This is a genomic window from Polaromonas sp. UC242_47 (assembly GCF_044452385.1).
In the GTDB taxonomy this organism is placed as follows: domain Bacteria; phylum Pseudomonadota; class Gammaproteobacteria; order Burkholderiales; family Burkholderiaceae_C; genus Polaromonas.
Window position 1 is genome coordinate 2,041,834 of record NZ_JBIOAO010000001.1, and the last position, 23,973, is coordinate 2,065,806.

Consider the following 23,973-nt stretch of genomic DNA (forward strand, 5'->3'; position numbering starts at 1 on the left):
GACAATGACGCCGCCGCCAGGTGACTGGTGGCGGTTTCGCTTTTTGGAGGACTCAAACAATGGCAACCATTCCCATTACAAAAAAAGGCGCGGAAAAGCTCAAGGCTGAACTGCACCAGCTCAAAACCGTGGACCGCCCCTGGGTCATCAACTCGATTTCCGAAGCGCGCGCCCAGGGCGACCTGAGCGAAAACGCCGAGTACGATGCCGCCAAGGACCGTCAGGGTTTTATCGAAGGCCGCATCCAGGAAATTGAAGGCAAACTGTCGGCCGCGCAGGTGATTGACCCGTCAGAACTCGACGCGGGTGGCAAAGTGGTGTTCGGCTCCACCATCGAGCTGGAAGACGAAGACACCGGCGACAAGGTGACCTACCAGATCGTCGGCGAAGACGAGGCCGACATCAAATTTGGCCGGGTCAACATCGGGTCGCCGATTGCCCGCGCCCTGATCGGCAAGGACGAAGGCGACACCGCCGAAGTGCAGGCGCCAGGCGGCATCCGGCGCTACGAGATCATCGCGGTCATGTATATCTAATGTCTAGATTGCGCACATGAAATCACGCCTGTGCATCCTGCTGGCCGCCCTCTGGTGGGGCAGCCTGACGGGTTTGGGTTTTGTGGTTGTGCCCATGCTGTTCAAGTTTTTGGGCAGTCCGGCCGAGGCCGGCGCCATGGCCGCCAAACTTTTCACGGCGCAAACCTGGCTCAGCATTGCCTGCACCTTCCTGCTGCTCCTGGTTTTCAATAAAAACAAGGCCTCAGCCCTTTCTCCATCAGCGCAAGCTGCTATGAAATATGTAGTGGCCGGGCTGCTGCTGGCGGTGCTGGTGGAGTTTGGCGTGGCGCCGCGTATCGTCAGTGCGCGCGCCGAGGGCGGCAATCTTCAGCTCTGGCACGGGCTGGGCAGTGCCATGTACCTGGGCCAGTGGTTGGCCGCAGGCTGGACCTTGTGGCGCCTGAGCCGTTCGACGAAGGATGGCGCTGCATAGCCGGCGCTACCAGGGGCCGCGCCACTCTTTTCTTTTCAAGCAGGGGCCGCGGGTCCGGCTTTGCCGGCCTGCAGGCGCAGCGGCCCCCTAGGGGGGCAGGGCGTTACACGGAGTGAACAACCGTGGGGGCTCTTTCAGCGGCTTCCATGGTGTTGACCAGCAGCATGGTGATGGTCATGGGGCCGACACCGCCAGGCACGGGTGTGATGTAGCCGGCCACCTCTTTGACACCCGCAAAATCCACATCGCCGCAGAGTTTGTGTTCATCGTTGCGGTTCATGCCGACGTCGATCACCACCGCGCCGGGTTTGACCATGTCGGCGGTCAACACATTGCGCTTGCCCACGGCGGCCACAATCACATCGGCCTGCAGGGTCATGGCCTTGAGGTTTGGCGTGGCGCTGTGGCAGATGGTGACGGTCGCGTTCTTCTGCAGCAGCATCAGGGCCATGGGTTTGCCGACGATATTGCTGCGGCCAATCACCACGGCGTGTTTGCCTTTCAGGTCGTAACCGATACTTTCCAGCATCTTCATGCAACCGTAAGGCGTGCAAGGCCAGAAACCCGGCTGGCCGACCATCAGGGCGCCGGCGCTGGCGACGTGGAAACCATCCACGTCTTTTTCCGGCGAAATCGCTTCGATGACTTTTTGCGCGTCGATGTGGGCCGGCAGCGGCAACTGCACCAGGATGCCGTGGATGGCCGGGTCGTGGTTCAGCGCGTCCACGCGGGCCAGCAACTCGGCTTCACTGAGGGAGGCCGGGTATTGCTCCAGCACCGAATGCAGGCCGCTGTCCAGGCAGGCCTTGACCTTGTTGCGGACATACACCTGGCTGGCCGGGTTGTCGCCGACCAGCACCACGGCCAGGCCGGGAACAATGCCGCGTTCGTGCAGGGCGGCGGCCCGTTTCGCGACGTCGGCGCGTAATTGTTTCGACAGGGCGTTGCCGTCAATCAGTTGTGCAGTCATGGTTCAATTCTTTCAAATAAAAACGCCCGCTGGTCCAGGAACCACGGGCGCAAGCAGCTATCGAAAGGATAGCGACCGAGAGTGAGGCTCAGGTCTTGGGTGCGTTCGAGCCCAGGGCAATTTTCAGCAGGTCGGCCACGGTGTTGGCGTTGAGCTTTTCCATGATGTTGGCGCGGTGCGCCTCCACCGTCTTGATGCTGATGCCCAGGTCGTCGGCAATTTGTTTGTTCAGGCGGCCGGCCACGATGCGTTCCAGCACCTGGGCTTCGCGCGAGGTCAGCTTGGCCAGCAGCGCGTCGCGGCTGGCCGATTGCTGGTGTTCGCTGAAGGCGTCCTTGGCCTGGTCCAGCATGCGTTCGACGAGGCTGACCAGGGCGTCTTCCTGGAAAGGCTTCTGGATAAAGTCCATCGCGCCTTTTTTCATGGTGTTCACGGCCATGGGCACGTCGCCGTGGCCGGTGATGAACACGATGGGCAGGGGGGATTTGCGTTCGATCAGTCTGTCCTGCAGCTCCAGGCCGGTCATGCCGCCCATGCGGATGTCAACAATCAGGCAGGCGACTTCGCGGGCGTCATAACGACTCAGAAAGGTCTCGGCAGAGTCGTAACAGCGCACCCGGTAGTCCTTGCCCTCGAGTAACCACTGAAGCGAATCACGCACGCCTTCGTCATCATCGACGACATACACGGTACCTTTTTTGGGAATCAAGCTCATGCCAAACCTTTTGAGTAGACGATACAAGGACCTTGTCAGTGAACGCCGGCCGGCGGTGACGGCGTTTCCGCCGCAGCCGGGGCTGGAGAAAGCAGGGGGGTCACCGGGATCCAGAAAGTAAACCGGCAGCCCACCACTTCGTCGCCATTGTAGAGGTTCTCGGCCAGCATCCGACCCTGGTGCGACTCGACAATACTGCGGCACAGTTTCAGGCCTATGCCCATGCCTTCGGCCTTGGTGGAATAGAAGGCTTCGTAGAGCCGGCCCATGACTTCAGGCGACAAGCCCTTGCCCGAATCCATCACCGAGAACTCGACCACGCTTTGCTCTTCAATCTGTTTGGGCACCACGCGCAGTTCCACCCGGCGGCGGGCGGTGGGCCGGCGTGCCTGCGCAATCGACTCGGCGCCGTTTTTCATCAGGTTGATCAGCACCTGCTCGATCAGGATGGGGTCCACCATCACCTGCGGCAGGCGCGCCGCGATGTAGTGGCTGAGCCGCACGTTGTGGCGACGCAGTTCGATGTCGGCCAGCTCCATCGCGTTGCTGACCAGGGTGGCCACATCGGCCAGGCTGCGGTTGGGTTCGCTGCGTTTGACGAAGGAACGTATGCGCTGGATGATCTGCCCGGCGCGGTGCGCCTGCTTGGCGGTTTTTTCGAGGGCGACCAGCAAGTCTTCGTTGCTGATCTGCTGGCCTTTGATACGCGAGACCATGCCGTTGCAATAGTTGTTGATGGCCGTCAGCGGCTGGTTCAACTCGTGCGCCACGCTGGAGGCCATCTCGCCCATGGTGATCAGGCGGCTGGCCGACTGGGCCCGCTCGGCCTGCAGCGCGGCCTGTTCTTCGGCGTGGCGGCGCGGCGTGATGTCGGTGGCAATCACCATTTGTGCCAGACGCCCATCGACCCAGGTCAGGTAACGCGAGCGCACCTCCAGCCACTTGGACAGGTCGGTCACAAAAATTTCGGCATTGGCGGTTTGCGCCGCGGTCAGGGTGTCGGTCGGAAACCCGGCCAGGCCATCGACCGCATCCAGTGTGTCCTCGGTCGCCGTGACGGGCGGTACACCGGCCTGGGCGATCAGATTCATGTGGCCGGAGACCTCGCCGCCGAACCAGGAGCGGTACAGGCGGTTGGCAAACAGCAGCTCTTCGCTGCCCAGCGGCGCGACCGAGACGGCGGCGTCCAGCCCTTCCAGCACGGTGGTGAAACGTTCGTAGGAGTTGGAGAGTTCTTCGCGAATCCGTTTGGGTTCGGTGATGTCGGTCACCGAGGTCATCCAGCCGGTTTGCTGGCCGCGGGGATCAATCAGCGGCGAGACATACATGCGGGCATCAAAAATGCTGCCGTTTTTGCGCTTGACCCGCACTTCCAGGCCGCCGGGCGGTGCGCGCCCCCCCAGTTCGTCGTCCAGCCGCGCCGCCAGGGCTTCGTGGTCCTGGTCAGGCCAATAAGGAAAGGGCGGCGTGCGGCCAACCAGTTCGGCCTCGCTCCAGCCCGTCATCTGGCAAAAGGCCGGGTTCACATAAGTGATGCGGCCCTGCAAGTCCAGCGCACGCATGCCGGTCAGCATGGAGTTTTCCATGGCCCGGCGGAAGTTGGTTTCCGAGATCAAAGCCTGCTGGGCCTGCACGCGGCGCCGCGTGTGGCGCCAGGTGCCCAGCAGCATCCAGACCGTGAGGGCGCTCAGCGCACTGACCAGCCAGAAAAAGCCGCTGCCGATCACCCCCAGCGACGCCCGGTAACCCTGGGCCTTGAGCAGCAAACCGTTGCCAACCGGGGAGACCGGGATTTCATACTCTGGCGCCTCGTCCGACCAGGGCAGCAGTTTGGCCGCCTTGTTGCGTGGCGGCGGCAGGCTGCCGGCCAGCAGCTTGCCCTTGTCGTCCAGCAGCGCCACCGCGTATTTGGCGCTGACCTCGGTCGGCACGCCAAAACGCAGCAGGCCGTCGATGGCGTATTCGCCCATGATCACGCCGTCGAACTTGCCCTGGTCGTCCAGCGGGATCTGCAGTTGCAGGCTGGGGCCGTTGTAGCTGGCGTCGTCCTTGGGGGTCAGGGGGCGTGAGTAGACCGGTTGGCGCAAATCGCGCGCCAGACCGAAGGTGCCTTCGGTCTCGCCGTATTTGAGCTGTTCGCCCGAGGCCCGCACCTGCGTGGCGTTGGCGCTGGGTGACACATAAGCCGCCTTGACCTTGCGGCGCGCGTCCACCCAGGTCACGGCCAGCAGCTCGGGGTACTGGTTGACCAGCGATTCGGCTTGCGCAATAAATTCTTCGGTGTCCACGTCGCGGTTGGACACATCGCGGCCCAGGCGCATCAACTGCTCCTGGCGCTCCAGCAGACGCAGGCGCAACCTTTGCTGGGCGTACTCCGCATCCCGCTTGACGGCTTGTTGTTCGCGGTCTATCTCTTCAATCCGCAGGTAACCAAAGGCTGCAATCACGGCCGCCAGAAACAGCATCACGGCCAGCAAAGGCCCAAGGGTGACAAAGCGATCCTGCCGCGTCGGGGATTGTTTGCGCCACCAGTGGCGCCAGCGGGCCAGCGGTGCGGTGGCGGATGGGCTGGCGGAAGAGGGGGGCGGGCTTGGTGTCATGGTGGGTGCTCAAGTTTAAGGGACGAGAGATACCCCGCCGATGTATGGGATGCGGCATTCTTTTTCTCTGAAACAGGGTCTCTTCGCGCCTTTGAAAAGCATCTACCCATCTGAAATTTCTTAATGTGAAATCAATATGCGCTATTTGAAATCACGAAAAAATTATGAGAAACTAGAGCCTTGAATCTAAATTGCGTTACAACGTGATGAAGAAGCCACTCAACACAGGCTAGCGACCCTAGCTACCAGCAGGAGACAAACCATGGCTGCAAATCCGGAACAAGCACGTGTCGATACTTTGAACAGTGCTGCCAACGATGCCCAGAATCAGGACCTACAGGAAACGCGCGAGTGGCTGGATGCCCTGACCGCCGTCATTGAAAGTGAGGGCCCGGCGCGCGCCCATGACTTGCTGGAGCAACTGCTCGAGCATGCGCGTCAGAGCAGCATTGACATGCCGTTCTCCGCCAACACCGGCTATGTGAACACCATCGAGTCCTCGCAGGAAAAACGCTCGCCCGGCAACCTCGACATCGAACGGCGTTTGCGCGCCTACATGCGCTGGAACGCCATGGCCATGGTGGTCAAGGCGAACCGCCTGCATCCGGCCGACGGCGGCGACCTGGGCGGCCACATCGGCTCCTTTGCCTCGCTGGCTTCCATGTTTGGCGCCGGCTTCAACCATTTCTGGCACGCCGAGAGTGAAAACCACGGCGGCGATTGCCTGTACATCCAGGGCCATGTGTCGCCCGGTGTGTATGCCCGCGCTTATCTCGAAGGCCGGCTGAGCGAAGAGCAGTTGCTCAACTTCCGCCAGGAAGTCGACGGCAAAGGTTTGTCCAGCTACCCGCATCCCAAGCTGATGCCCAATTTCTGGCAGTTCCCCACGGTGTCCATGGGCCTGGGCCCGCTGATGGCAATCTACCAGGCACGTTTCCTCAAATACCTGCACGCACGCGGCATTGCCAACACCGAAAACCGCAAGGTCTGGGTCTTCTGCGGCGACGGCGAGATGGACGAGGTCGAATCGCTGGGCGCGATCAGCCTGGCGGCGCGCGAAAAACTCGACAACCTGATCTTTGTGGTGAACTGCAACCTGCAGCGCCTCGACGGCCCGGTGCGCGGCAACGGCAAGATCATCCAGGAACTCGAAGGCGAGTTCCGCGGTTCGGGCTGGAACGTCATCAAGCTGATCTGGGGCAAGGGCTGGGACGACCTGCTGGCGCGCGACAAGGACGGTGCCTTGCGCAAGATCATGATGGAGTGCAACGACGGCGACTACCAGTCCTTCAAGGCCAACGACGGTGCCTACGTGCGCAAACATTTCTTCGGCCGCGATCCGCGCACGCTGGAAATGGTCGCCCACATGACAGACGACGAAGTCTGGGACTTGCGCCGCGGCGGCCATGATTCGCAAAAGGTTTACGCGGCCTTCCATGCGGCCAACGAACATAAAAACCAGCCCACCGTGTTGCTGATCAAGACCGTCAAGGGTTTTGGCATGGGCAAGATCGGCGAAGGCAAGAACAACGTTCACCAGACCAAAAAGCTCAGCGACGAAGACATCAAGGCCTTCCGCGACCGCTTCAACATCCCGATTCCGGACAGCCAGATCGCGGACATCCCCTTTTACAAACCGGCCGACGACACACCGGAGATGAAGTACCTGCACGAGCGCCGCAAGGCTCTGGGTGGTTACCTGCCGCACCGCCGCGTCAAGGCCGACGAGCAGTTCACCGTGCCTTCGCTGGACACCTTCAAGTCGGTCATGGAGCCCACGGCCGAAGGCCGCGAAATCTCGACCACACAAGCGTATGTGCGTTTCCTGACGCAACTGCTGCGCGACCAGGCCCTGGGCCCACGTGTGGTGCCCATCCTGGTGGATGAGGCCCGTACCTTCGGCATGGAAGGCCTGTTCCGCCAGATCGGCATCTACAACCCCGCAGGTCAGCAATACACCCCGGTCGACAAGGACCAGGTCATGTATTACAAGGAAGACAAGGCCGGCCAGATCCTGCAGGAAGGCATCAACGAAGCCGGCGGCATGAGCAGCTGGATCGCCGCCGCCACCAGCTACAGCACCAGCAACCGCATCATGGTGCCGTTCTATGTGTATTACTCAATGTTCGGTTTCCAGCGTATTGGCGACCTGGCCTGGGCGGCCGGTGACATGCAGGCGCGAGGTTTCCTCTTGGGCGGTACCTCGGGCCGCACCACGCTGAACGGCGAAGGCCTGCAGCACGAAGACGGCCACAGCCACATCCTGGCCGGCACGATTCCGAACTGCATTTCCTACGACCCGACCTTTGCCCACGAAGTCGGCGTGATCCTGCACCACGGCCTCAAACGCATGGTGGAAAAGCAGGACAACGTTTATTTCTACCTCACCTTGCTCAATGAGAACTATGCGATGCCTGGCCTCACGCCCGGCACCGAAGAGCAGATCATCAAGGGCATGTATCTGTGCAAGCCAGCAAGCAACGGCAAAGGCGCCGTGCAACTGCTGGGTTCGGGCACCATCCTGCGCGAGTCCATCGCTGCGCAAGAGCTGCTGGAAAAAGAGTGGGGCGTGGCCGCCAACGTCTGGAGCTGCCCAAGCTTTAACGAGTTGACCCGCGAAGGCCAGGACTGCGAACGCTGGAACCTGCTGCACCCGCTGGAAGCGCCGCGTGTGTCTTTTGTGAGCCAGCAGCTCGAAAAACACGCCGGCCCGGTGGTCGCCTCGACCGACTACATGAAAGCCTACGCCGAGCAGATTCGCCCCTTTGTGCCCAAGGGCCGCACCTTCAAGGTCCTGGGCACCGACGGTTTTGGCCGCAGCGATTTCCGCAGCAAGCTGCGCGAGCATTTTGAAATCAACCGCCACTACATCGTGGTGGCGACGCTGAAAGCGCTGAGCGAAGAGGGCAGCGTGCCGGTCGCCAAGGTCGCCGAAGCGATCAGCAAATACGGCATCCAGGCCGACAAGATCAACCCGCTCTACGCCTGAACACCACGCGTAGCAAGAACGGAGACATACATATGGCATTGGTAGACATCACCATTCCCGACATCGGCGACTTTGACGAAGTGACGGTCATCGAGCTGCTGGTCAAACCCGGCGACCACATCAAGGCCGACCAGAGCCTGATGACGGTCGAAAGCGACAAGGCCTCGATGGAGATTCCCTCCAGCCAGGCCGGGGTTGTGAAAGAGTTCAAGGTCAAGCTGGGCGACAAGGTCAAGCAGGGCTCGGTGGTGCTGGTGCTGGAGGCTGAGGCCGCTGCCGCAGCCCCGGTTTCAGAGCCAAAACAGGCTGTAGCCCCCGCTGCACCTGCGCAAGAAGCTACTAAAACGGTAGCGGCTCCGGTTACCGCCGCGGCTGGTCGTGTGGACGTGCACGTCCCCGACATCGGTGATTTCAAGGATGTGGTGGTCATTGAGGTGCTGGTCAAGGTCGGCGACACCATACGCGCCGAGCAGTCGCTGGTCACGGTCGAATCCGACAAAGCCTCGATGGAAATTCCGTCCAGCCACGCCGGCGTGATCAAGGAGATCAAGGCCAAGCTGGGCGACAAGCTCAACATCGGCGATCTGCTGGTGGTGCTGGAAAGTTCGGCCGCGCCTGCTGCGCCCGCCGTTGCGGCCAGCGTCGCACCGGCTGTCAGCGTGACCAGCGCTCCGGTGGCGATCGCGGCACCAGCCGCCGCCTTGCCCGCGCATGAACCCGCAGCGCCTACCGGCCAGTTGCCCCATGCCTCGCCCTCGGTGCGCAAGTTTGCGCGCGAGCTGGGTGTGCCGCTGGCCGAAGTCAAAGGCAGCGGCCCGAAAGGCCGTATCACGCAGGACGACGTGCAGGGTTTCACCAAATCCGTCATGGCCGGCGAGCTGCGCACCCAGGCCCAAGCCGCCAAGGGGCCTGCCGCCGCAGCCGGCTCCGGTGTCGGTCTGGACCTGTTGCCCTGGCCCAAGGTCGATTTCGCCAAGTTCGGCGCGATCGAACGCAAGGACTTGTCGCGTATCAAGAAAATCAGCGGCGCCAACCTGCACCGCAACTGGGTGATGATTCCGCACGTCACGAACAACGACGAGGTCGACATCACCGATCTCGAAGCCTTCCGCGTGTCGACCAACAAGGAAAACGAGAAGTCGGGCGTGAAAGTCACCATGCTGGCTTTTGTGATCAAGGCCGTGGTGGCGGCGCTGAAAAAATTCCCCGAGTTCAACGCCAGCCTGGACGGTGATGCGCTGGTCTACAAGCAGTATTTTCACATCGGTTTTGCGGCCGACACGCCCAACGGCCTGATGGTGCCGGTGCTGCGTGATGCCGACAAAAAAGGCATTCTGCAGATCAGCCTGGAGATGGGCGAGCTGGCCAAAAAGGCGCGCGACGGCAAGCTGTCGCCCGCCGAAATGACAGGCGGCTGTTTCTCGATTTCTTCGCTGGGCGGCATAGGCGGCACCCACTTCACCCCCATCATCAATGCGCCTGAAGTCGCTATCCTGGGCCTGTCCAAGAGCGCGATGAAACCGGTGTGGAACGCGGACAAGGAGCAGTTTGTGCCGCGCCTGAGTTTGCCGCTGTCGCTGTCGTACGACCACCGTGTCATCGACGGCGCATCGGCCGCGCGTTTCAACGCCTACCTGGGCCAGATCCTGGGTGATTTCCGTCGCGTATTACTGTGACCCCCACGCTTTTCACTTCGTGTCATGCGCTGCCCCCCGAGGGGGCCGCTGCGCCTGCGGTCTGGCAGAGCCAGTCCCGCGGCCCTGGCTTGAAGGGAATCCCGGCATGACCACCCTGGTTGTTGTCAAGAAAGCCGGGCAGGCCGTGATTGCTACGGACGCGCTCATCACTTTCGGCGACACACGCCTGAGCAGCCGTTACGAGGCCAACAGCAAAATCTTCAAGGTGGACACGCCGACGGGGCGCAGCTACATCGGCATGGCCGGGACGGTGGCGCATTTCCCGGTGTTGCGCAAAGCCATGGAGACCTTGCCCAAGGCCCAGCTCAAGTTCGGCAGCAAGGACGAGGTGTTTGACACCTTCCACAAGTTGCACCCGGTGCTCAAGGACGCGTTTTTCCTGCAGACCAAGGAAGACGACAACGACCCCTACGAGTCCAGCCAGTTCAGCGTGCTGATTGCCAACGCCAGTGGCATCTACGGCCTCTACAGCTACCGCGAAATCTTTGAGTTCAAGGAGTTCTGGGGCATAGGGTCGGGCCGCAGTTTTGCGCTGGGTGCGATGCACGCCAGCTGGGGCAAGGCCAAAACAGCCCGCGAAGTGGCCCTGGCCGGGGTGACCGCGGGCTGCGAATTCGACAAAAACTCCGCCGGACCGGTGGAGCTGTTCACGATCAAGCTGAAAAAGTAAGCGGAGACCAAAAACATGGCATTGATAGACATTCAAATTCCCGACATCGGCGATTTCGACGAAGTGACCGTGATCGAGTTGCTGGTCAAGGCCGGCGATCGCATCCTGGTCGACCAGAGCCTGATGACGGTGGAGAGCGACAAGGCCTCGATGGAAATTCCATCCAGCCACGCTGGTATCGTGAAAGAGCTCAAGGTCAAGCTGGGCGACAAGGTCAAGCAGGGCTCGGTGGTGCTGGTACTGGACGCCGCCGGGGCCGCGGCGCCCGCTGCAGCGCCGGTTTCAGAGTCAAAACAGGTCCCAGCCCCCGCTGCACCTGCGCAAGCAGCTACTAATTCAGTAGCGGCGCCGGCCGCCGCCAGTTTCGCCGGTACGGCCGACCTGGACTGCGACGTCTTGGTGCTGGGCGCCGGCCCCGGTGGTTATTCCGCCGCCTTCCGCGCTGCCGACCTGGGCCTGAAAGTGGTGCTGGTCGAGCGTTACGCCACCCTGGGTGGCGTCTGCCTCAACGTGGGTTGCATCCCGTCCAAGGCCTTGCTGCATGTGGCGGCGGTGATGGACGAGGTCAAACATTTTGAAGCGCTGGGTGTAAGGTTTGCCGAACCCACGGTGGACATCAACAAGCTGCGCACGCACAAGGAAAAAGTCGTCGGCAAGTTGACCGGCGGCCTGGTCGCCATGGCCAAGATGCGCAAGGTCACCACCGTGCGCGGCATCGGCAGCTTTGTCGGCGCCAACCACCTGCAGGTCGAAGAAACCACCGGTGCTGAAGGCCAGGAAAAAACCGGCAAGACACAGACCATCGCGTTCAAGAACTGCATCATCGCAGCCGGTTCACAAGCCGTGCGCCTGCCTTTCATGCCCAACGATCCGCGTGTGGTGGACAGCACCGGCGCCCTGGCGCTGAAAGAAGTGCCCAAACGTATGTTGATCCTGGGCGGCGGCATCATCGGCCTGGAAATGGGCACGGTGTATTCCACGCTGGGCGCGCGCCTGGACGTGGTCGAGATGCTCGACGGTTTGATGCAGGGCGCCGACCGCGACCTGGTCAAGGTCTGGCAGAAGATGAACGCCCCGCGTTTTGACAACATCATGCTCAAGACCAAGACGGTGGGCGCCAAGGCCACGCCCGAAGGCATCGAGGTGACGTTTGCCGCGGCAGAAGAGGGCGGCACCGCGCCCGCGCCGCAGGTCTACGACCTGGTGTTGCAAGCCGTGGGCCGCACCCCCAACGGCAAGAAGCTTGCTGCGGACAAAGCCGGCGTCGCCGTGACCGACCGCGGCTTCATCCCCGTGGATATCCAGATGCGCACCAACGTGCCGCACATCTTTGCCATCGGCGACATCGTCGGCCAGCCCATGCTGGCCCACAAGGCCGTGCACGAAGCGCATGTGGCGGCCGAAGTGATTGCCGGCGAACTGCAGGGCAACAAGGAATTGGCATCCGCCGCCTTCAACGCCCGTGTGATCCCCAGCGTGGCCTACACCGACCCCGAAGTGGCATGGGTCGGCTTGACGGAAGACCAGGCCAAGGCCCAGGGCATCAAGGTCAAAAAGGGCTTGTTCCCCTGGACGGCTTCGGGCCGAGCCATTGCCAACGGCCGCGACGAAGGTTTCACCAAGCTGCTGTTTGACGACAGCCCCGAAGCGCACGGCCACGGCAAGATCCTGGGCGGCGGCATTGTCGGCACCCACGCCGGCGACATGATCGGCGAGATTGCACTGGCCATCGAGATGGGCGCCGACGCGGTGGACATCGGCAAGACCATTCACCCGCACCCGACGCTGGGTGAAAGCATTGGCATGGCGGCCGAAGTGGCGCACGGCAGCTGCACGGATTTGCCGCCCGCGCGCAAGTAGACCAAGCATCCAAGCTACCCTGCAAAGCCCGAGCCCTTACCGGTTCGGGTTTTTTGCCTTGTGGGGTCGGATATGCATAGGCGTGGTGAATCAAGCAGTCACAATCGTGGATACCATAAAGCAAATAGCCTTTAATCAGTCGATAACGTCAATCGCCAACCCATGCCTTCATCCAAGTTCACTTACGACCAGCCATCTAGCGCGCCGAGTCCCGTCGTCAGAGAGGAGCACATCGAATACGGCTTCATCGGCAAACTTCAAGGTCTCAAATACGAATACCGCGCCGACATTCGTGACCGCGCATCACTGGAGCGCAACTTCCGCGAAAAGTTCGAGGCCCTCACCTGTTCAAATCCAAGTGGGTCCGCACTCAGATTCAAAAAGAGTCTCAAGGGACTAAGGTTCTTGGCCTCTCCGGAGGCCGCCTTGCGAAGATCAAAATTCCGTTTCCACACTCGCGAAACGAACAACAAAAAATCGCCGAGTGCTTGAACTCCGTGGACGAGCTGATTGCCGAGCAAGTCCGGAAACTGGACGCCCTCAAGACCAAAAAAAAAGGGCTGATGCAGCAGCTTTTCCCCCGTGAAGGCGAAACCCAACCGTACCGGGAAGACGCGCCTCTCTATGGAGTTTAAGGACGCGGGCAAGCGTCGAAACAGAGGTAACGCCGACACCCTTTACTTCAATGCCTACCCCGCCAGGAAACCCGCGTTTGACGCCGTCGTCGCCAACCCACCCTTCAGCTACCGTTGGGAGCCGACCGACGCCCTGGCCGACGACGTGCGCTTCAAGAACCACGGCCTCGCCCCCAAATCTGCCGCCGACTTTGCCTTTCTGCTGCACGGCTTTCATTTTCTGAAAGATGAGGGAGTGATGGCCATCATCCTGCCACATGGGGTGCTCTTCCGTGGCGGTGCTGAGGAACGCATCCGCACCAAGCTGCTTAAGGACGGTCACATCGACACCGTCATCGGCCTGCCATCCAACCTTTTTTATTCCACCGGTATCCCGGTTTGCATTTTGGTGCTCAAGAAATGCAAGAAGCCGGACGACGTGCTCTTCATCAACGCCGCCGAGCACTTCGTCAAAGGCAAGCGCCAAAACCAACTAACGGAAGAGCACATTGCCAAGATCATCGAGACCTACCAATTCCGTAAGGAAGAGGAGCGATATTCAAAGCGAATCTCGATGGAGCGGATTGCGGAGGAAGGCTATAACCTGAACATCTCCCGCTACATCAGCACGGCGATGGACGAAGCAGAGATTGACCTGAAAGCGGCGCATGGCGAGTTGGCGGAGATTGAGAAAGCCATTGCCGCGGCAAAACAAAAGCACAACGGCTTCCTGAAAGAGTTGGGGTTAAGTCAGTTGCCATAGTCGGTCTGGCTAACAGGTGTGGCCGCATGGCCAAAGTCCCTCAGTTCGCCTACTCATGCCGGCGACATGATTGGTGAAATCGCGCTGGCCATCGAAATGGGCGCCGACGCGGTGGACATCGGCAAGACCATCCACCCGCACCCGACACTGGGCGAGTCGATTGGCATGGCGGCAGAAGTGGCGCACGGCAGCTGCACGGACTTGCCACCGACACGCCAGTAAGGACAAATTGCTACTGATTCAGTAGCTGGCCGCGCAGACCCCGCAAGGGCGGTGTGGCTTTTTTATTGGGGCTAAATACCTTGCGGTTTGACCGCGCTTGCAGAATGCTTTGATCGCCTTCTGCTACGGGCGCAAGCGCGCGGCCGCATAATGGCCGATGACAGATGCTTCCCCTCCCCACAAGCGCCGCGTGCGTTACGCTGGCACCCACCCCCGCCAGTTTGAAGAAAAGTACAAAGAACTGGACCCCACGCGCCATGCGGCCGAGGTCGACAAGGTCATGCAGCGCGGGCAAACGCCTGCGGGCATGCACCGCTCCATTTGCGTTGACGAAATCCTCGCCATCTTGAAACCTTTGCCTGGCGAAACAGGCGTGGATCTCACCCTGGGCTTTGGCGGTCACATGCTGGCCATGCTGCCGCTGGTGCAGCCAGGCGGGCGCATGTTTGGCATGGATGTTGATCCGATTGAGCTGCCCCGCACCACGGCACGGCTGCGTGCCTTGGGTTTTGGCGAAGAGACGCTCAGCGTGCACCGCGCCAACTTCAGCGAACTGGCCACTTTGCTTCCGCAGGCGGGCGGTGGCTTCGACTTTGTGCTGGCCGACCTGGGGGTGTCGTCCATGCAAATTGACAACCCGGCACGGGGCTTTAGTTTCAGGGCTGATGGGCCGCTGGATTTGCGCCTGGACCCGACCAGCGGCCAGTCTGCCAGCGAGCTGCTGTTGTGCGTAACCCGCCACCGGCTGCGCGATCTGCTGACCGACAACTCGGACGAGCCCTTTGCCCAGCCGTTGGCCGCAGCCCTGCAAGGCCAGTATCTCGAGACCACCGTGCAGCTCGCGGACCTAGTGCGGGCCACCATGGCGCTGGCGTTCAAGCGCAGCATGCCTGAGGACGAGCGCTTGGCCGAAACCAAAAAAGTGCTGCAGCGCACGTTTCAGGCGCTGCGCATTGAGGTGAATGACGAGTTTGGTGTGCTGGACACGATGTTGCTGAACCTGCCCGCCTGTCTGAAGCCCGGTGGGCGCGTCGCTATTCTGAGCTTTCACTCCGGGGAAGACCGGCGCGTGAAAAAGTGCTTTCAAACCGGCGAGCGCAACGGCACTTTCAGCAGCGTGGCCGCCGACCCGATTCGCGCCTCGTATGACGAGCAGCGCAGCAACCCGCGTTCGTCGTCCGCCAAGTTGCGCTGGGCGGTGCGGGCGCTGCACTGAGCCCTTTCCTATAGGCAACGGTGTTCTTGGTGATCGGGTGTGGCCCTTGAATGGCGGCGACATGATTGGCGAGATCGCGCTGGCCATCGACATGGGCGCCGATACGGTGGCTATCGGCAAAACCATTCACGCGCATCCGAGCCTGGGTGAAAGCATTTGCATGGCGGCGGAAGTGGCGCACGGCAGCTGCACCGATTTTTCACCAACCAGGACGTGATGCTGGTTTGATGCACAATTGCTACTGAATCAGTAGCTGGCCGCGTAGATTCCGAAAGGGCTGCGCGGCTTTTTCTTTGATATTTTTTCCGTACACCGGATTCCGAACTCCATGCAAGCCTTGCTGAACGCCATCGCCACGATGGACCTGCCTACCGACGCCCAACGTATCTTCCATGGCCGGGGCGGCCTATACCCGGGCTGCGAGCAGTGGGCGCTGGACGCTTTCCCTCCGGTCTTTGTGCTGACGAGCTTTCAGCCCGCCAGCGACGACGAGCTGGCCGCCGTGGGCACGGCATTGGCCACGCGCTGGCAGCAACTGGCGCCCGGCGAGCCGCTCAATTGGGTGTTTCAGTGCCGGCACGAAGGCCGCACCGAGACGCGGCTGATGGATGGCAAGGTGCCCGAGCCGCATGTGGTGACGGAGCAGGGCGCGGAGTTTCGCGTACACGTACTCAAGGGGCAGAACCACGGCCTGTTCCTCGACATGGCCGAGGGCCGGCGCTGGGTGCGTGACTATGTGACGGCGCATCCGGTGGGCGGCCGCGGGGCGACGATTCTGAACCTCTTTGCCTACACCTGTGCCTTCTCGGTGGTGGCGCTGCAGGCCGGCGCCAAACAGGTGGTCAATGTGGACATGAGCCGGGGCGCCATCGCCATCGGTCAGCAAAATCACCAGTTCAATGGCCTGTCGGGTGGCGCCAGTTTTCTGGCGCATGACATCTTCAGCAGCTGGGGCAAGATCAAGCGCAGCGGCCCGTATGAGTTGGTGATCGTTGATCCGCCTAGCTTTCAGAGAGGCAGTTTTGTGGCCACCAAGGATTACGCCCGCCTGATGCACCGATTGCACGATTTGCTGATGCCGGGTGGCCATGTCTTGCTGTGCCTGAATGCGCCCGAACTGGGCGTGGATTTTTTGCAGGACCAGATGCGGGAATTGGCGCCCGAGCTGACCTTTGTGGAGCGCGTGGCAAATCCGGCGGTGTTTGCGGATGTGGACGAGGCGAGGGCGTTGAAGGTGCTGGTTTACGCTGCACCGGGCTTGTGAAAGCAGACGGATCGCAATCGGCGGCTTTGGGTTGCTTTCTCGTCAGATTTTTCTAGATGAAAAGTGCCTGTAGACAAGTCATGGCGGACGCAGGAAGCTATTTAATTGATAGCGGGGTCAATCACCTGAGTCACTCAAACCAGGCCCTCGACCATGGTCGGCATCTGCCCGCGCCAAGCGGCAGGCGTGAAACGCGCCTCCAGCAAGGCCTGCGCGGCCCGTGCCATGGCTTCGCGCCGCGCCACATCGGCCAGCAGTTCGGCGCAGACGGTGGGCATGTCTGGGGGGCATGGACAGATGTAGGCCCGGCTCGATGCTGAACTCTTCCCCGGCGCCTAATGTATCGGAGAGCAAGGGCACTTTCAGCAGCGTGGCCTCCGACCCGATTCGCGCTTCGTATGACGAGCAGCGCAGCAACCTCCGCTCAACGTCTGCCAAGTTGCGCTGGGCGGTGCGGTCGCTGCATTGAGCCGTTACCTGTAGGCAACTGTGTTCTTGGTGATCTGGTGCTGCCCTTGATTTGATCGCCGGTGAACGGCAGGGCAAGCAGGAACTTGCCGCGGCCCTCAACGTCCGTGTGATCCCGAGCGTGGCCTACACCGACCCCAAAGTGGAACGGCCGCGACGAAGGATGCACCAAACTGCTGTTTGACGACAGCGACGAGGCGCACGGCCACGGCCAAATTTTTTGGGCGGCGGCATTGTCGGTACCCATGCCGGTGACATGATTGGTGAAATCGCGCTGGCTATCGAGATGGGTGCCGACGCGGTCGACATCGGTAAAACCATTCATCCGCACCCGACGCTGGGCGAGAGCATTGGCATGGCGGCGGAAGTGGCGCATGGCAGTTGCACGGATTTGCCGCCGGTGCGCAAGTCAGCCAGGCGTTCAAGCAGCAAGGCCAAGCCCGAACCTTCAACGGATCGGGCTTTTTTATGTCTGGGCCGTCACAAGCGCGATGGCTGTCGAGTTGAATATCCTGCCCATCTGGCAGATACTGGTCTTGGTCCGGTTGAATGTCCTGTCACGAACCGAGGGTGCCCACCATGCAACGCATTATTGAAAACATTTTTCCCTCGGAGCGCATCATCGATGATGGCGACATGTTGTTGTGGCGCGCCTTGCCCCTGGACGGGCGTACCTCGCTCGGCCCCTTTGTTTTCATCGACCACTACCGGCACCAGAGCCGGCGCGGCATTGGTGACTCGCCGCATCCGCATGCCGGCATCGAAGTCATCAGTTACCTGCTGGAAGGCGGGGTAGCGCACCGCGACAGCCTGGGTTTCAAGGACACGCTGGGAGCCGGTGATGCGCAATGGATACGCGCCGGGCGCGGTATGTTGCATGCGGAGCAGCCCAGCGGCGGGCGCCACGGCCTGCAACTCTGGACCAGCTTGCCGCCGGCACAAAAGCTGGCCGACCCGGCCTACGCCTCGTTTCGCGCCGCCGACATTCCCGAGATCCGCTCTGCCGGCGCGCGGGTCCGGGTCATCGCGGGCCGCCTGGGCGATGTCACAGGCCCTATGCAAACCACCAGTCCCACGGTCTTTGCCCACATCCGCCTGGACCCTGGCGCCAGTGTGACCTTGCCGGTCGATGCGGCGTTTGAACTCGGTCTGTATGTGCTGGACGGTCGCCTGGAAGGCCAAGCCGGTGGTGCGCCACTGGGATCGGGCGCGCTGGCGCTCTTGTCGGCCGGTTCGTCGCTGACCCTGACGGCCGCGACGGGGGAGGGCGCCGATGTGGCCTTGCTGGGTGGTGCACCGGTGCAAGGCGCGATTTTGTTCGGCGGGCCGTTTGTCATGGACACGCCGGAGCGCCTCGCGCAAGCCAAGCGCGACTTTGCCAGCGGCGCCATGGGGCGACTCGAAGGTGTGCCGTTTTAAAGCGCTCCCGGCTTCGAAGATTGCATCCGTGTTTTTGTCCACCAGGACGCCCAACTCAGGGGAAGCGACATGTTGAACGACCTGCTGCGCCAACAAAACGACCTCCTGATCCTGTTGGCACGCCTGCTGCTGATGGCGCTGTTCCTGGTGACCGGCTGGAAGAAGCTGACAAACTTCACCGCCACCGTGGGTTATATGGCCTCCACCGGTGCGCCGCTGCCCCAGCTTTCGACGGTGGTCGCGATTGCCGTGGAATTTTTCGGCGCCATCGCGCTGGTTCTGGGCATGTACACCCGTCCGCTGGCCTTGTTGTATGTGGTCTTCACGTTGGCGACGGCGCTGATGGGGCATCACTTCTGGACGCAGTCGGGCGCGGAGCGCGAGGGGAACAAGATCAACTTCCTTAAAAACCTCAGCATCATGGGCGGATTGCTGCTGCTGGCCATCACCGGGCCGGGAAAATACGCGCTCTGGCCCTAGCCAGACGGGCAGGCAAGACCGTCGGCTTCGGGGCAAACCCGGGGGGCCGGCGAACGCGGGGCTGGCCCAGAATGAACTTCCCTGTCTGGAGAAGCCATGTCTGATGCCAAGTCCCCGTCCTCCTTGTCGCGCCGCCGTTTTACCCTGGCCGTTGCGGCCGGCGCCAGCGCGGTGTGTGCGCCCCTGCTGGCGCAATCGGCCTGGCCGAACAAACCGATTCGTATCATCGTGCCTTACACGCCGGGCGGCTTCACCGACCAGATGGCGCGACTGGTGCAAGTGGGCTTGCAAAACCGGCTGCAGCAGCCGGTCACCATCGACAACAAACCCGGCGCCAACAGCATCATCGGCGTGGACATGTTGGCCAAGGCGCCGGCCGACGGCAGCACTTTTGCGGTCGTCATCGCCGCCTACGCGGCCAACACCACGCTGTATCCCAAGCTGCCTTACGATCCGCGCAAGGACGTGACCGGCGTCTCGCTGATGGGTGTGTCGCCGCTGCTGGCCGCCGTCAACAACGACGCACCGTTCAAGAATGCGAAAGAGCTGGTGGACTATGCGCGCGCCCATCCGGGCAAGGTCAGTTTTGGCTCCTCCGGCAACGGCTCGGCCGCCCACCTGACCAGCGAACTGCTCAAGTCGCAGACCCAGACCTACATGGTGCACATTCCTTATCGCGGCGCGGTGCCGGCGCTGACGGATTTGATGGGCGGGCAGATCCAGCTATTTTTTGATGCCGCCACCGGGCTGATCAACCAGGGCAAGGCCGGCAAGGTGCGGCTGATCGGCGTGGCCAGCGACAGGCGTTTGCCGGCCGTGCCGGATGTGCCGACGTTTATCGAACAAGGCTTCACGGGTTTCACCGGCAGCACCTGGGCCGGCATGTTGGCGCCGGCCGCGACGCCAAAAGACATTGTCAAACGTATGTCGGAGGAGGTGGCTCGCATCATCCGCAGCGATGAAACGCGGGTTCGGCTGGACGCCATGGGCACCTTTGCCGCCGGTGGCACGCCGGAAGAGTTCAACGCCTTTATTGCGCTGGAAACGGCCAAATGGGGCAAGGTGATACGGGATGCCGGCGTCAAGGCCGACTAAACCCGCAGGACGGACGGCTTATTCGCCGTTGTTGTCGGCGGGCGAGGTGACCGGTACGCGGCGGGCGCCGTCAAAGCGGCGAGCCCAGTAGGCGACACCCATGCTTTCGACCCGCACTTCGGCGCCCGGCTTGGGCGAGTGGATGAACTTGCCGTCCCCCACGTAAATGCCCACGTGGCTGAAAGCGCGTTTCAAGGTGTTGAAAAACACCAGATCGCCGGGTTGTAGATCGTTTTTGTCGATGTTCTGGGTGGCTGCGGCTTGCTGTTCGGCGCGGCGCGGCAGCAACAGGCCGACGCTTTGTTCGTAAATGGCGCGTACAAAACCGCTGCAGTCAAAGCCGGTTTCGACGGTATTGCCACCGCGTTTGTAGGGAACGCCCAGGAAACCCATGGCATTGACAACCAGTTCTGAGGTTTTGTTACCGACCGACTGGCGCACCTGGTCTATCTTGTTGAGCAGGCCTTTGTCGGCCAGGAATTTGTCCATGTCGCCCGCCGGTTGATCCGGGGCTGCGTGCGCGGTGGCGGCAAGCAGAAGGCATGTGGCAAGCAGGGTTAAACGCATGGCCGCTAGGGTACTTGAAGGTGCTGTCCTACGTCAAGCTAAAGTTTTTCTAGATATGGGTGCTAAGCCCTTGATTTGTAACGACTTTATACAAAACGAGAAAAAACGGGCCGAGGAGCCAACCGCTTTGGCGGACACTTGGCGGTGCTGGTTGGGGTCTGTTCAGGCGTGGCGGTGTTGTTTTTGTTGGCGGCCTGTTTTTTGTATTTTTAGGAGAGAAATATGCCTCTAGCCCTTATATTTCGGGCGCAAATAGCTATTGTTTTCGTAGCGTTTGCGAGCCTGGGCGCGCAGGCCCAGAGCGTGCGCCCGGAACTGGTCGCCGGCGATTTGCAACACCCCTGGGCGCTGGCTTTTTTGCCGGAAGGGCGTTTTCTGGTGACCGAGCGTCCGGGCCGTTTGCGTGTGGTGGAGGCCGACGGCCGGCTGGGTCCGGCCTTGCCCGGCCTACCGGCCATTGCCGCGGGCGGGCAGGGTGGTTTGCTGGATGTGATCACGGATGCCGGCTTTGCGAGCAACCGGCGGATTTATTTCTGCTTTTCAGAACCGGCCGCGTCCGGCCCCGGCAACAGCACGGCCCTGGCCCGTGCCACGCTGTCGGCGGACAACAGCCGGCTGGAAGCGGTGCAGGTGATCTTTAGCCAGAAACCCAAGGTCGCCAGCAGCGCGCATTTTGGCTGCCGCATTGTCGAAGTACTGAAAGATGGTAAACCCGATGGCAGCTTGTTTTTGACCCTGGGCGACCGTTATTCGCGCATGTTGGACGCGCAAAAGCTGGACAACCACCTGGGCAAGGTCATCCGTATCAACAAGGACGGCAGTGTGCCCAAGGACAACCCCTTTGTGGGACGGGCTGGCGCCTTGCCGGAAATCTGGAGTTACGGCCATCGCAACATGCAGGGCGCCACCTTGGCGCCTGACGGTACCTTCTGGACCCACGAACACGGGCCGCAGGGCGGCGATGAAATCAATTTACCGCAGCCAGGCCGCAACTACGGCTGGCCGGTGATCACCTACGGCGAAAACTATGGCGGCGGCAAGATTGGCGACGGCCTGACGGCCCAGCCCGGCATGGAGCAGCCGCTGCATTACTGGGTGCCGTCGATCGCACCTTCGGGCATGGTTTTTTTGAGCAGCGACAGATACGGCAAGGCCTGGCAGGGCAATCTGTTCATCGGTTCGCTGAAGTTTGCCTACCTGGACCGGCTGGAGCTGGAGCAGCCTTTCAAGGGCAAGGTCGTGCGCGAACACAAGCTGCTGGAGGGCGGCGAGCGTATACGCGACGTGCGGCAGGGTCCGGACGGCCTGTTGTATGTGTTGACCGACAGCCCGCGCGGGCGCTTGTTGCGGCTATTGCCGAATTGATGGCCTGAAGGCCTTGGGTGTCACCTGCGGTTTTAGTTTATCTCGAAGGCCTCGCCTGCATCGATAGAATGAGCGCTTTTCCAGACCAGAGTGAGCCCGCGTGTCCGAACGATTTGATGTCCTCTTGCAATACCTCCTGCCCAAGCAGGCGCTGACAGAATTCGGCAGCCACATCGCTTCCATGCGGGGCGGCGCCATCACCACGCGCATCATTCGCTGGTTTGTCGGCAAATACGGCGTCAACATGGCCGAAGCGGCCAACCCCGACATCACCAGTTACCCGACCTTCAACGAATTTTTCACACGCGCCTTGCAGCCCGGCGCGCGGCCGCTGGCTGCTGCCGATCTGATCTGTCCGGTGGACGGCGCGATCAGCCAGTTTGGCGCCATCGAAGGGGATCAGATTTTCCAGGCCAAGGGCCACCATTATTCGACCACCGCCCTGGTCGGCGGTGACCGCGAGCTGGCCGCGCGTTTTGAGGGCGGCAGCTTTGCCACGATTTATTTGAGCCCCAAGGATTACCACCGCATCCACATGCCGGCCGATGGGCGCCTGGTGCGCATGATTTATGTGCCGGGCGAGTTGTTTTCGGTCAACCCGGCGACGGCACGCGGCGTGCCCGGGCTGTTTGCACGCAACGAGCGGGTGGTCTGCGTGTTTGAGTCGGCGCGTGGCCCATTTGTGCTGGTGCTGGTGGGCGCGACCATTGTCGGCAGCATGGCCACCGTCTGGCACGGCGTGGTCAATCCGCCGCGGACCAAGCAGGTGCGCGAGTGGTTTTACGACAAGCATCCCATCGAATTCCAGCAGGGCGACGAGATGGGGCGCTTTTTGCTCGGCTCCACCGTGGTTTTGTTGTTCCCCCAAGGGCCGTGCCGTTTCAACCCGGCCTGGGCGCCAGGCGCTGCGGTCCGGCTGGGCCAGGAAATGGCGGACTGCAGCGCTGCAGCTTGAGGTGCTATTGATTGGATAGCTGTTTGCGCCCGTCTGGTTTGGGCTGCAGGCCTTTTTTGCTCAAGAAAAATCAGAAACAATGATTTTTCCTAGGCGCCAATCTCTAAACCTCAGCTTGCCAGGCTGGCCGCTGGATGCCGATGAATTAACATCCGGATCATCTTTTCCACTTCAAAGCAACAGGCCGTTTGTCAACTGGCGGGCCTGGGAGCGAGGGCAACCATGAACTACAGCGTCCAATTGATGGATAAAAAGAAGTTTCCCGAAGCGCAGCGCCGTGCCATCGAGCAGCGTTACAGCCACGAACTGGCGCAACACCTGGGTGGCCCCGAGCAGGTCTTGCCCGCGCACCGCGCCTGGGTCAACGCCAAAACCCGGCAGGATGAAACGCCGGGCGCCGACATCAGTCTGGGTGAAAAAAAAAGCCATCCAGCATTGGGAACATGCCGAAGTCGCCGCCCGCTTGCTGGCGTTTGAAGGTTATACCGGCGCGCTGGAAGACCTGTACATCGAGGTCAAGCCCTGTCCCTGACCAAGCCCTGTCCCTAAACGCTGAGAACGGCCTTTCCTTGTTTGCTCTGCCCCGTCATTTTGGAGATTCCGCATGAGTGCCATATTTCGCGAGCAGTTGCTGGCAGCGGCTGAACAGGCGGCTTTCCCCGCCGAAAAAATACGGGACCCGCAGACCGGCCTGGAGATACTGGACGCCGAGTCCGAAGCTTCTTTGGCGAATGTTTTGGCGCTGTTTGGCATCACGGCCCTGCAGCCCCACGACGATGATTTCGACAAGGTGATCAACACCACCTGCACCCTGGCCACCGAAGTCGCGGCGCATGTGCAGGGCTTGACGGACGTGGACGGCGCCATCACGGCCCTGGCCGCTGCCGAGGGCTGGCACCCGGACTATCGCGCTTATGTGTGTGCCCTGTGGCAGGGTGAGCGCGAAGAGATCAGCCGCTGCGCCGCCAGACTTGGGGTGGCCGGCGGCATCCCGAACGGCTCGCCACCGCTGGAAGACGGCCCGCTGGGCTGAAGCCGCGCAGGCACAGCGCTA

At 61.5% G+C, this 23,973-nt stretch carries 23 protein-coding genes and 3 pseudogenes; 20 read left to right on the forward strand and 6 right to left on the reverse strand.

Annotated features, from left to right (window positions below):
* The first annotated feature begins 59 nt into the window (after positions 1-59).
* Positions 60-536 carry a transcription elongation factor GreA gene (gene greA / locus ACHMXK_RS09995; RefSeq protein ID WP_397439894.1) on the forward strand — a complete coding sequence of 159 codons (477 nt, stop codon included), beginning with the start codon at positions 60-62 and terminating at the stop codon, positions 534-536.
* A gap of 16 nt (positions 537-552) precedes the next feature.
* Complete coding sequence (locus ACHMXK_RS10000) at positions 553-990, forward strand: DUF4149 domain-containing protein (RefSeq protein ID WP_397439896.1); 438 nt, start codon at positions 553-555, stop codon at positions 988-990.
* A gap of 103 nt (positions 991-1,093) precedes the next feature.
* Here the strand turns inward: ACHMXK_RS10000 and folD are convergent, their stop codons facing one another.
* From folD to ACHMXK_RS10015, 3 genes are all read right to left on the reverse strand, one after another.
* Positions 1,094-1,960, reverse strand: coding sequence for a bifunctional methylenetetrahydrofolate dehydrogenase/methenyltetrahydrofolate cyclohydrolase FolD (folD, locus tag ACHMXK_RS10005; protein ID WP_397439898.1), 867 nt, complete (start codon positions 1,958-1,960; stop codon positions 1,094-1,096).
* Between the two features lie 88 nt (positions 1,961-2,048).
* Positions 2,049-2,675, reverse strand: coding sequence for a response regulator transcription factor (locus ACHMXK_RS10010; RefSeq protein ID WP_397439900.1), 627 nt, complete (start codon positions 2,673-2,675; stop codon positions 2,049-2,051).
* Between the two features lie 35 nt (positions 2,676-2,710).
* Positions 2,711-5,275 carry a PAS domain S-box protein gene (locus ACHMXK_RS10015; protein ID WP_397439902.1) on the reverse strand — a complete coding sequence of 855 codons (2,565 nt, stop codon included), beginning with the start codon at positions 5,273-5,275 and terminating at the stop codon, positions 2,711-2,713.
* Positions 5,276-5,537: 262 nt separating this feature from the next.
* On the opposite strand from ACHMXK_RS10015, the gene aceE reads away from it, so the two are divergent.
* The 11 genes and pseudogenes from aceE to ACHMXK_RS10070 all read left to right on the forward strand — a co-directional run bounded on the left by aceE (position 5,538) and on the right by ACHMXK_RS10070 (position 16,570).
* Positions 5,538-8,264: a pyruvate dehydrogenase (acetyl-transferring), homodimeric type gene (gene aceE, locus ACHMXK_RS10020; RefSeq protein WP_397439904.1), complete on the forward strand. Its 2,727-nt coding sequence runs from the start codon at positions 5,538-5,540 to the stop codon at positions 8,262-8,264.
* Between the two features lie 32 nt (positions 8,265-8,296).
* Positions 8,297-9,940, forward strand: coding sequence for a dihydrolipoyllysine-residue acetyltransferase (gene aceF / locus ACHMXK_RS10025; RefSeq protein ID WP_397439906.1), 1,644 nt, complete (start codon positions 8,297-8,299; stop codon positions 9,938-9,940).
* Positions 9,941-10,046: 106 nt separating this feature from the next.
* Positions 10,047-10,631, forward strand: coding sequence for an MFS transporter (locus ACHMXK_RS10030; protein WP_397439908.1), 585 nt, complete (start codon positions 10,047-10,049; stop codon positions 10,629-10,631).
* Between the two features lie 15 nt (positions 10,632-10,646).
* Positions 10,647-12,491 carry a dihydrolipoyl dehydrogenase gene (gene lpdA, locus ACHMXK_RS10035; RefSeq protein ID WP_397439910.1) on the forward strand — a complete coding sequence of 615 codons (1,845 nt, stop codon included), beginning with the start codon at positions 10,647-10,649 and terminating at the stop codon, positions 12,489-12,491.
* Positions 12,492-12,653: 162 nt separating this feature from the next.
* Positions 12,654-12,983 (forward strand): hypothetical protein, encoded by a 330-nt coding sequence (locus ACHMXK_RS10040; protein WP_397439912.1) that lies wholly within the window; start codon positions 12,654-12,656, stop codon positions 12,981-12,983.
* Positions 12,866-13,126 (forward strand): restriction endonuclease subunit S, encoded by a 261-nt coding sequence (locus tag ACHMXK_RS10045; RefSeq protein ID WP_397442495.1) that lies wholly within the window; start codon positions 12,866-12,868, stop codon positions 13,124-13,126. Before ACHMXK_RS10040 ends, ACHMXK_RS10045 begins: the two co-directional genes overlap by 118 nt.
* A complete protein-coding gene (locus ACHMXK_RS10050; RefSeq protein WP_397442496.1) occupies positions 13,116-13,868 on the forward strand; it encodes an N-6 DNA methylase in 753 nt (250 codons plus the stop codon). Before ACHMXK_RS10045 ends, ACHMXK_RS10050 begins: the two co-directional genes overlap by 11 nt.
* 51 nt (positions 13,869-13,919) lie before the next feature.
* Positions 13,920-14,090, forward strand: a pseudogene (locus ACHMXK_RS10055) (hypothetical protein); the annotation flags it as partial.
* Between the two features lie 157 nt (positions 14,091-14,247).
* On the forward strand, positions 14,248-15,306 hold the full coding sequence (gene rsmH / locus ACHMXK_RS10060) for a 16S rRNA (cytosine(1402)-N(4))-methyltransferase RsmH (RefSeq protein WP_397439914.1): 1,059 nt from the start codon (positions 14,248-14,250) through the stop codon (positions 15,304-15,306).
* Positions 15,307-15,319: 13 nt separating this feature from the next.
* A pseudogene (locus ACHMXK_RS10065) lies at positions 15,320-15,523 on the forward strand (dihydrolipoyl dehydrogenase); the annotation flags it as partial.
* 111 nt (positions 15,524-15,634) lie between these two features.
* A complete protein-coding gene (locus ACHMXK_RS10070; protein WP_397439916.1) occupies positions 15,635-16,570 on the forward strand; it encodes a class I SAM-dependent methyltransferase in 936 nt (311 codons plus the stop codon).
* A 134-nt stretch (positions 16,571-16,704) separates the two neighbouring features.
* On the opposite strand, the gene ACHMXK_RS10075 is transcribed toward ACHMXK_RS10070, so the two are convergent.
* Complete coding sequence (locus ACHMXK_RS10075; protein WP_397439918.1) at positions 16,705-16,848, reverse strand: hypothetical protein; 144 nt, start codon at positions 16,846-16,848, stop codon at positions 16,705-16,707.
* Between the two features lie 233 nt (positions 16,849-17,081).
* Between ACHMXK_RS10075 and ACHMXK_RS10080 the strand changes: the two are divergent.
* The 4 genes and pseudogenes from ACHMXK_RS10080 to ACHMXK_RS10095 form a co-directional block, all read left to right on the forward strand.
* Positions 17,082-17,447, forward strand: a pseudogene (locus ACHMXK_RS10080) (dihydrolipoyl dehydrogenase); the annotation flags it as partial.
* 170 nt (positions 17,448-17,617) lie between these two features.
* Positions 17,618-18,457 carry a pirin family protein gene (locus tag ACHMXK_RS10085; RefSeq protein ID WP_397439920.1) on the forward strand — a complete coding sequence of 280 codons (840 nt, stop codon included), beginning with the start codon at positions 17,618-17,620 and terminating at the stop codon, positions 18,455-18,457.
* A 69-nt stretch (positions 18,458-18,526) separates the two neighbouring features.
* Entirely contained in the window at positions 18,527-18,937 is a 411-nt protein-coding gene (locus tag ACHMXK_RS10090) for a DoxX family protein (RefSeq protein WP_397439922.1), read from the forward strand.
* A gap of 96 nt (positions 18,938-19,033) precedes the next feature.
* Complete coding sequence (locus ACHMXK_RS10095) at positions 19,034-20,032, forward strand: tripartite tricarboxylate transporter substrate binding protein (RefSeq protein WP_397439924.1); 999 nt, start codon at positions 19,034-19,036, stop codon at positions 20,030-20,032.
* 18 nt (positions 20,033-20,050) lie between these two features.
* Here the strand turns inward: ACHMXK_RS10095 and ACHMXK_RS10100 are convergent, their stop codons facing one another.
* Positions 20,051-20,599, reverse strand: coding sequence for a C40 family peptidase (locus tag ACHMXK_RS10100; RefSeq protein WP_397439926.1), 549 nt, complete (start codon positions 20,597-20,599; stop codon positions 20,051-20,053).
* Between the two features lie 222 nt (positions 20,600-20,821).
* Between ACHMXK_RS10100 and ACHMXK_RS10105 the strand changes: the two genes are divergently transcribed.
* Both ACHMXK_RS10105 and asd read left to right on the forward strand, forming a co-directional pair.
* The gene (locus tag ACHMXK_RS10105; RefSeq protein WP_397439928.1) at positions 20,822-21,964 is read left to right on the forward strand and encodes a PQQ-dependent sugar dehydrogenase; all 1,143 of its coding nucleotides are present in this window, start codon (positions 20,822-20,824) and stop codon (positions 21,962-21,964) included.
* A 100-nt stretch (positions 21,965-22,064) separates the two neighbouring features.
* On the forward strand, positions 22,065-22,919 hold the full coding sequence (gene asd, locus ACHMXK_RS10110) for an archaetidylserine decarboxylase (protein ID WP_397439929.1): 855 nt from the start codon (positions 22,065-22,067) through the stop codon (positions 22,917-22,919).
* A gap of 171 nt (positions 22,920-23,090) precedes the next feature.
* On the opposite strand, the gene ACHMXK_RS10115 is transcribed toward asd, so the two are convergent.
* Positions 23,091-23,348, reverse strand: coding sequence for a hypothetical protein (locus ACHMXK_RS10115; RefSeq protein WP_397439931.1), 258 nt, complete (start codon positions 23,346-23,348; stop codon positions 23,091-23,093).
* Positions 23,349-23,523: 175 nt separating this feature from the next.
* Between ACHMXK_RS10115 and ACHMXK_RS10120 the strand changes: the two genes are divergently transcribed.
* Positions 23,524-23,952, forward strand: a complete 429-nt coding sequence (locus ACHMXK_RS10120) for a hypothetical protein (RefSeq protein ID WP_397439933.1) — start codon at positions 23,524-23,526, stop codon at positions 23,950-23,952.
* The last annotated feature ends 21 nt before the right edge of the window (positions 23,953-23,973 follow it).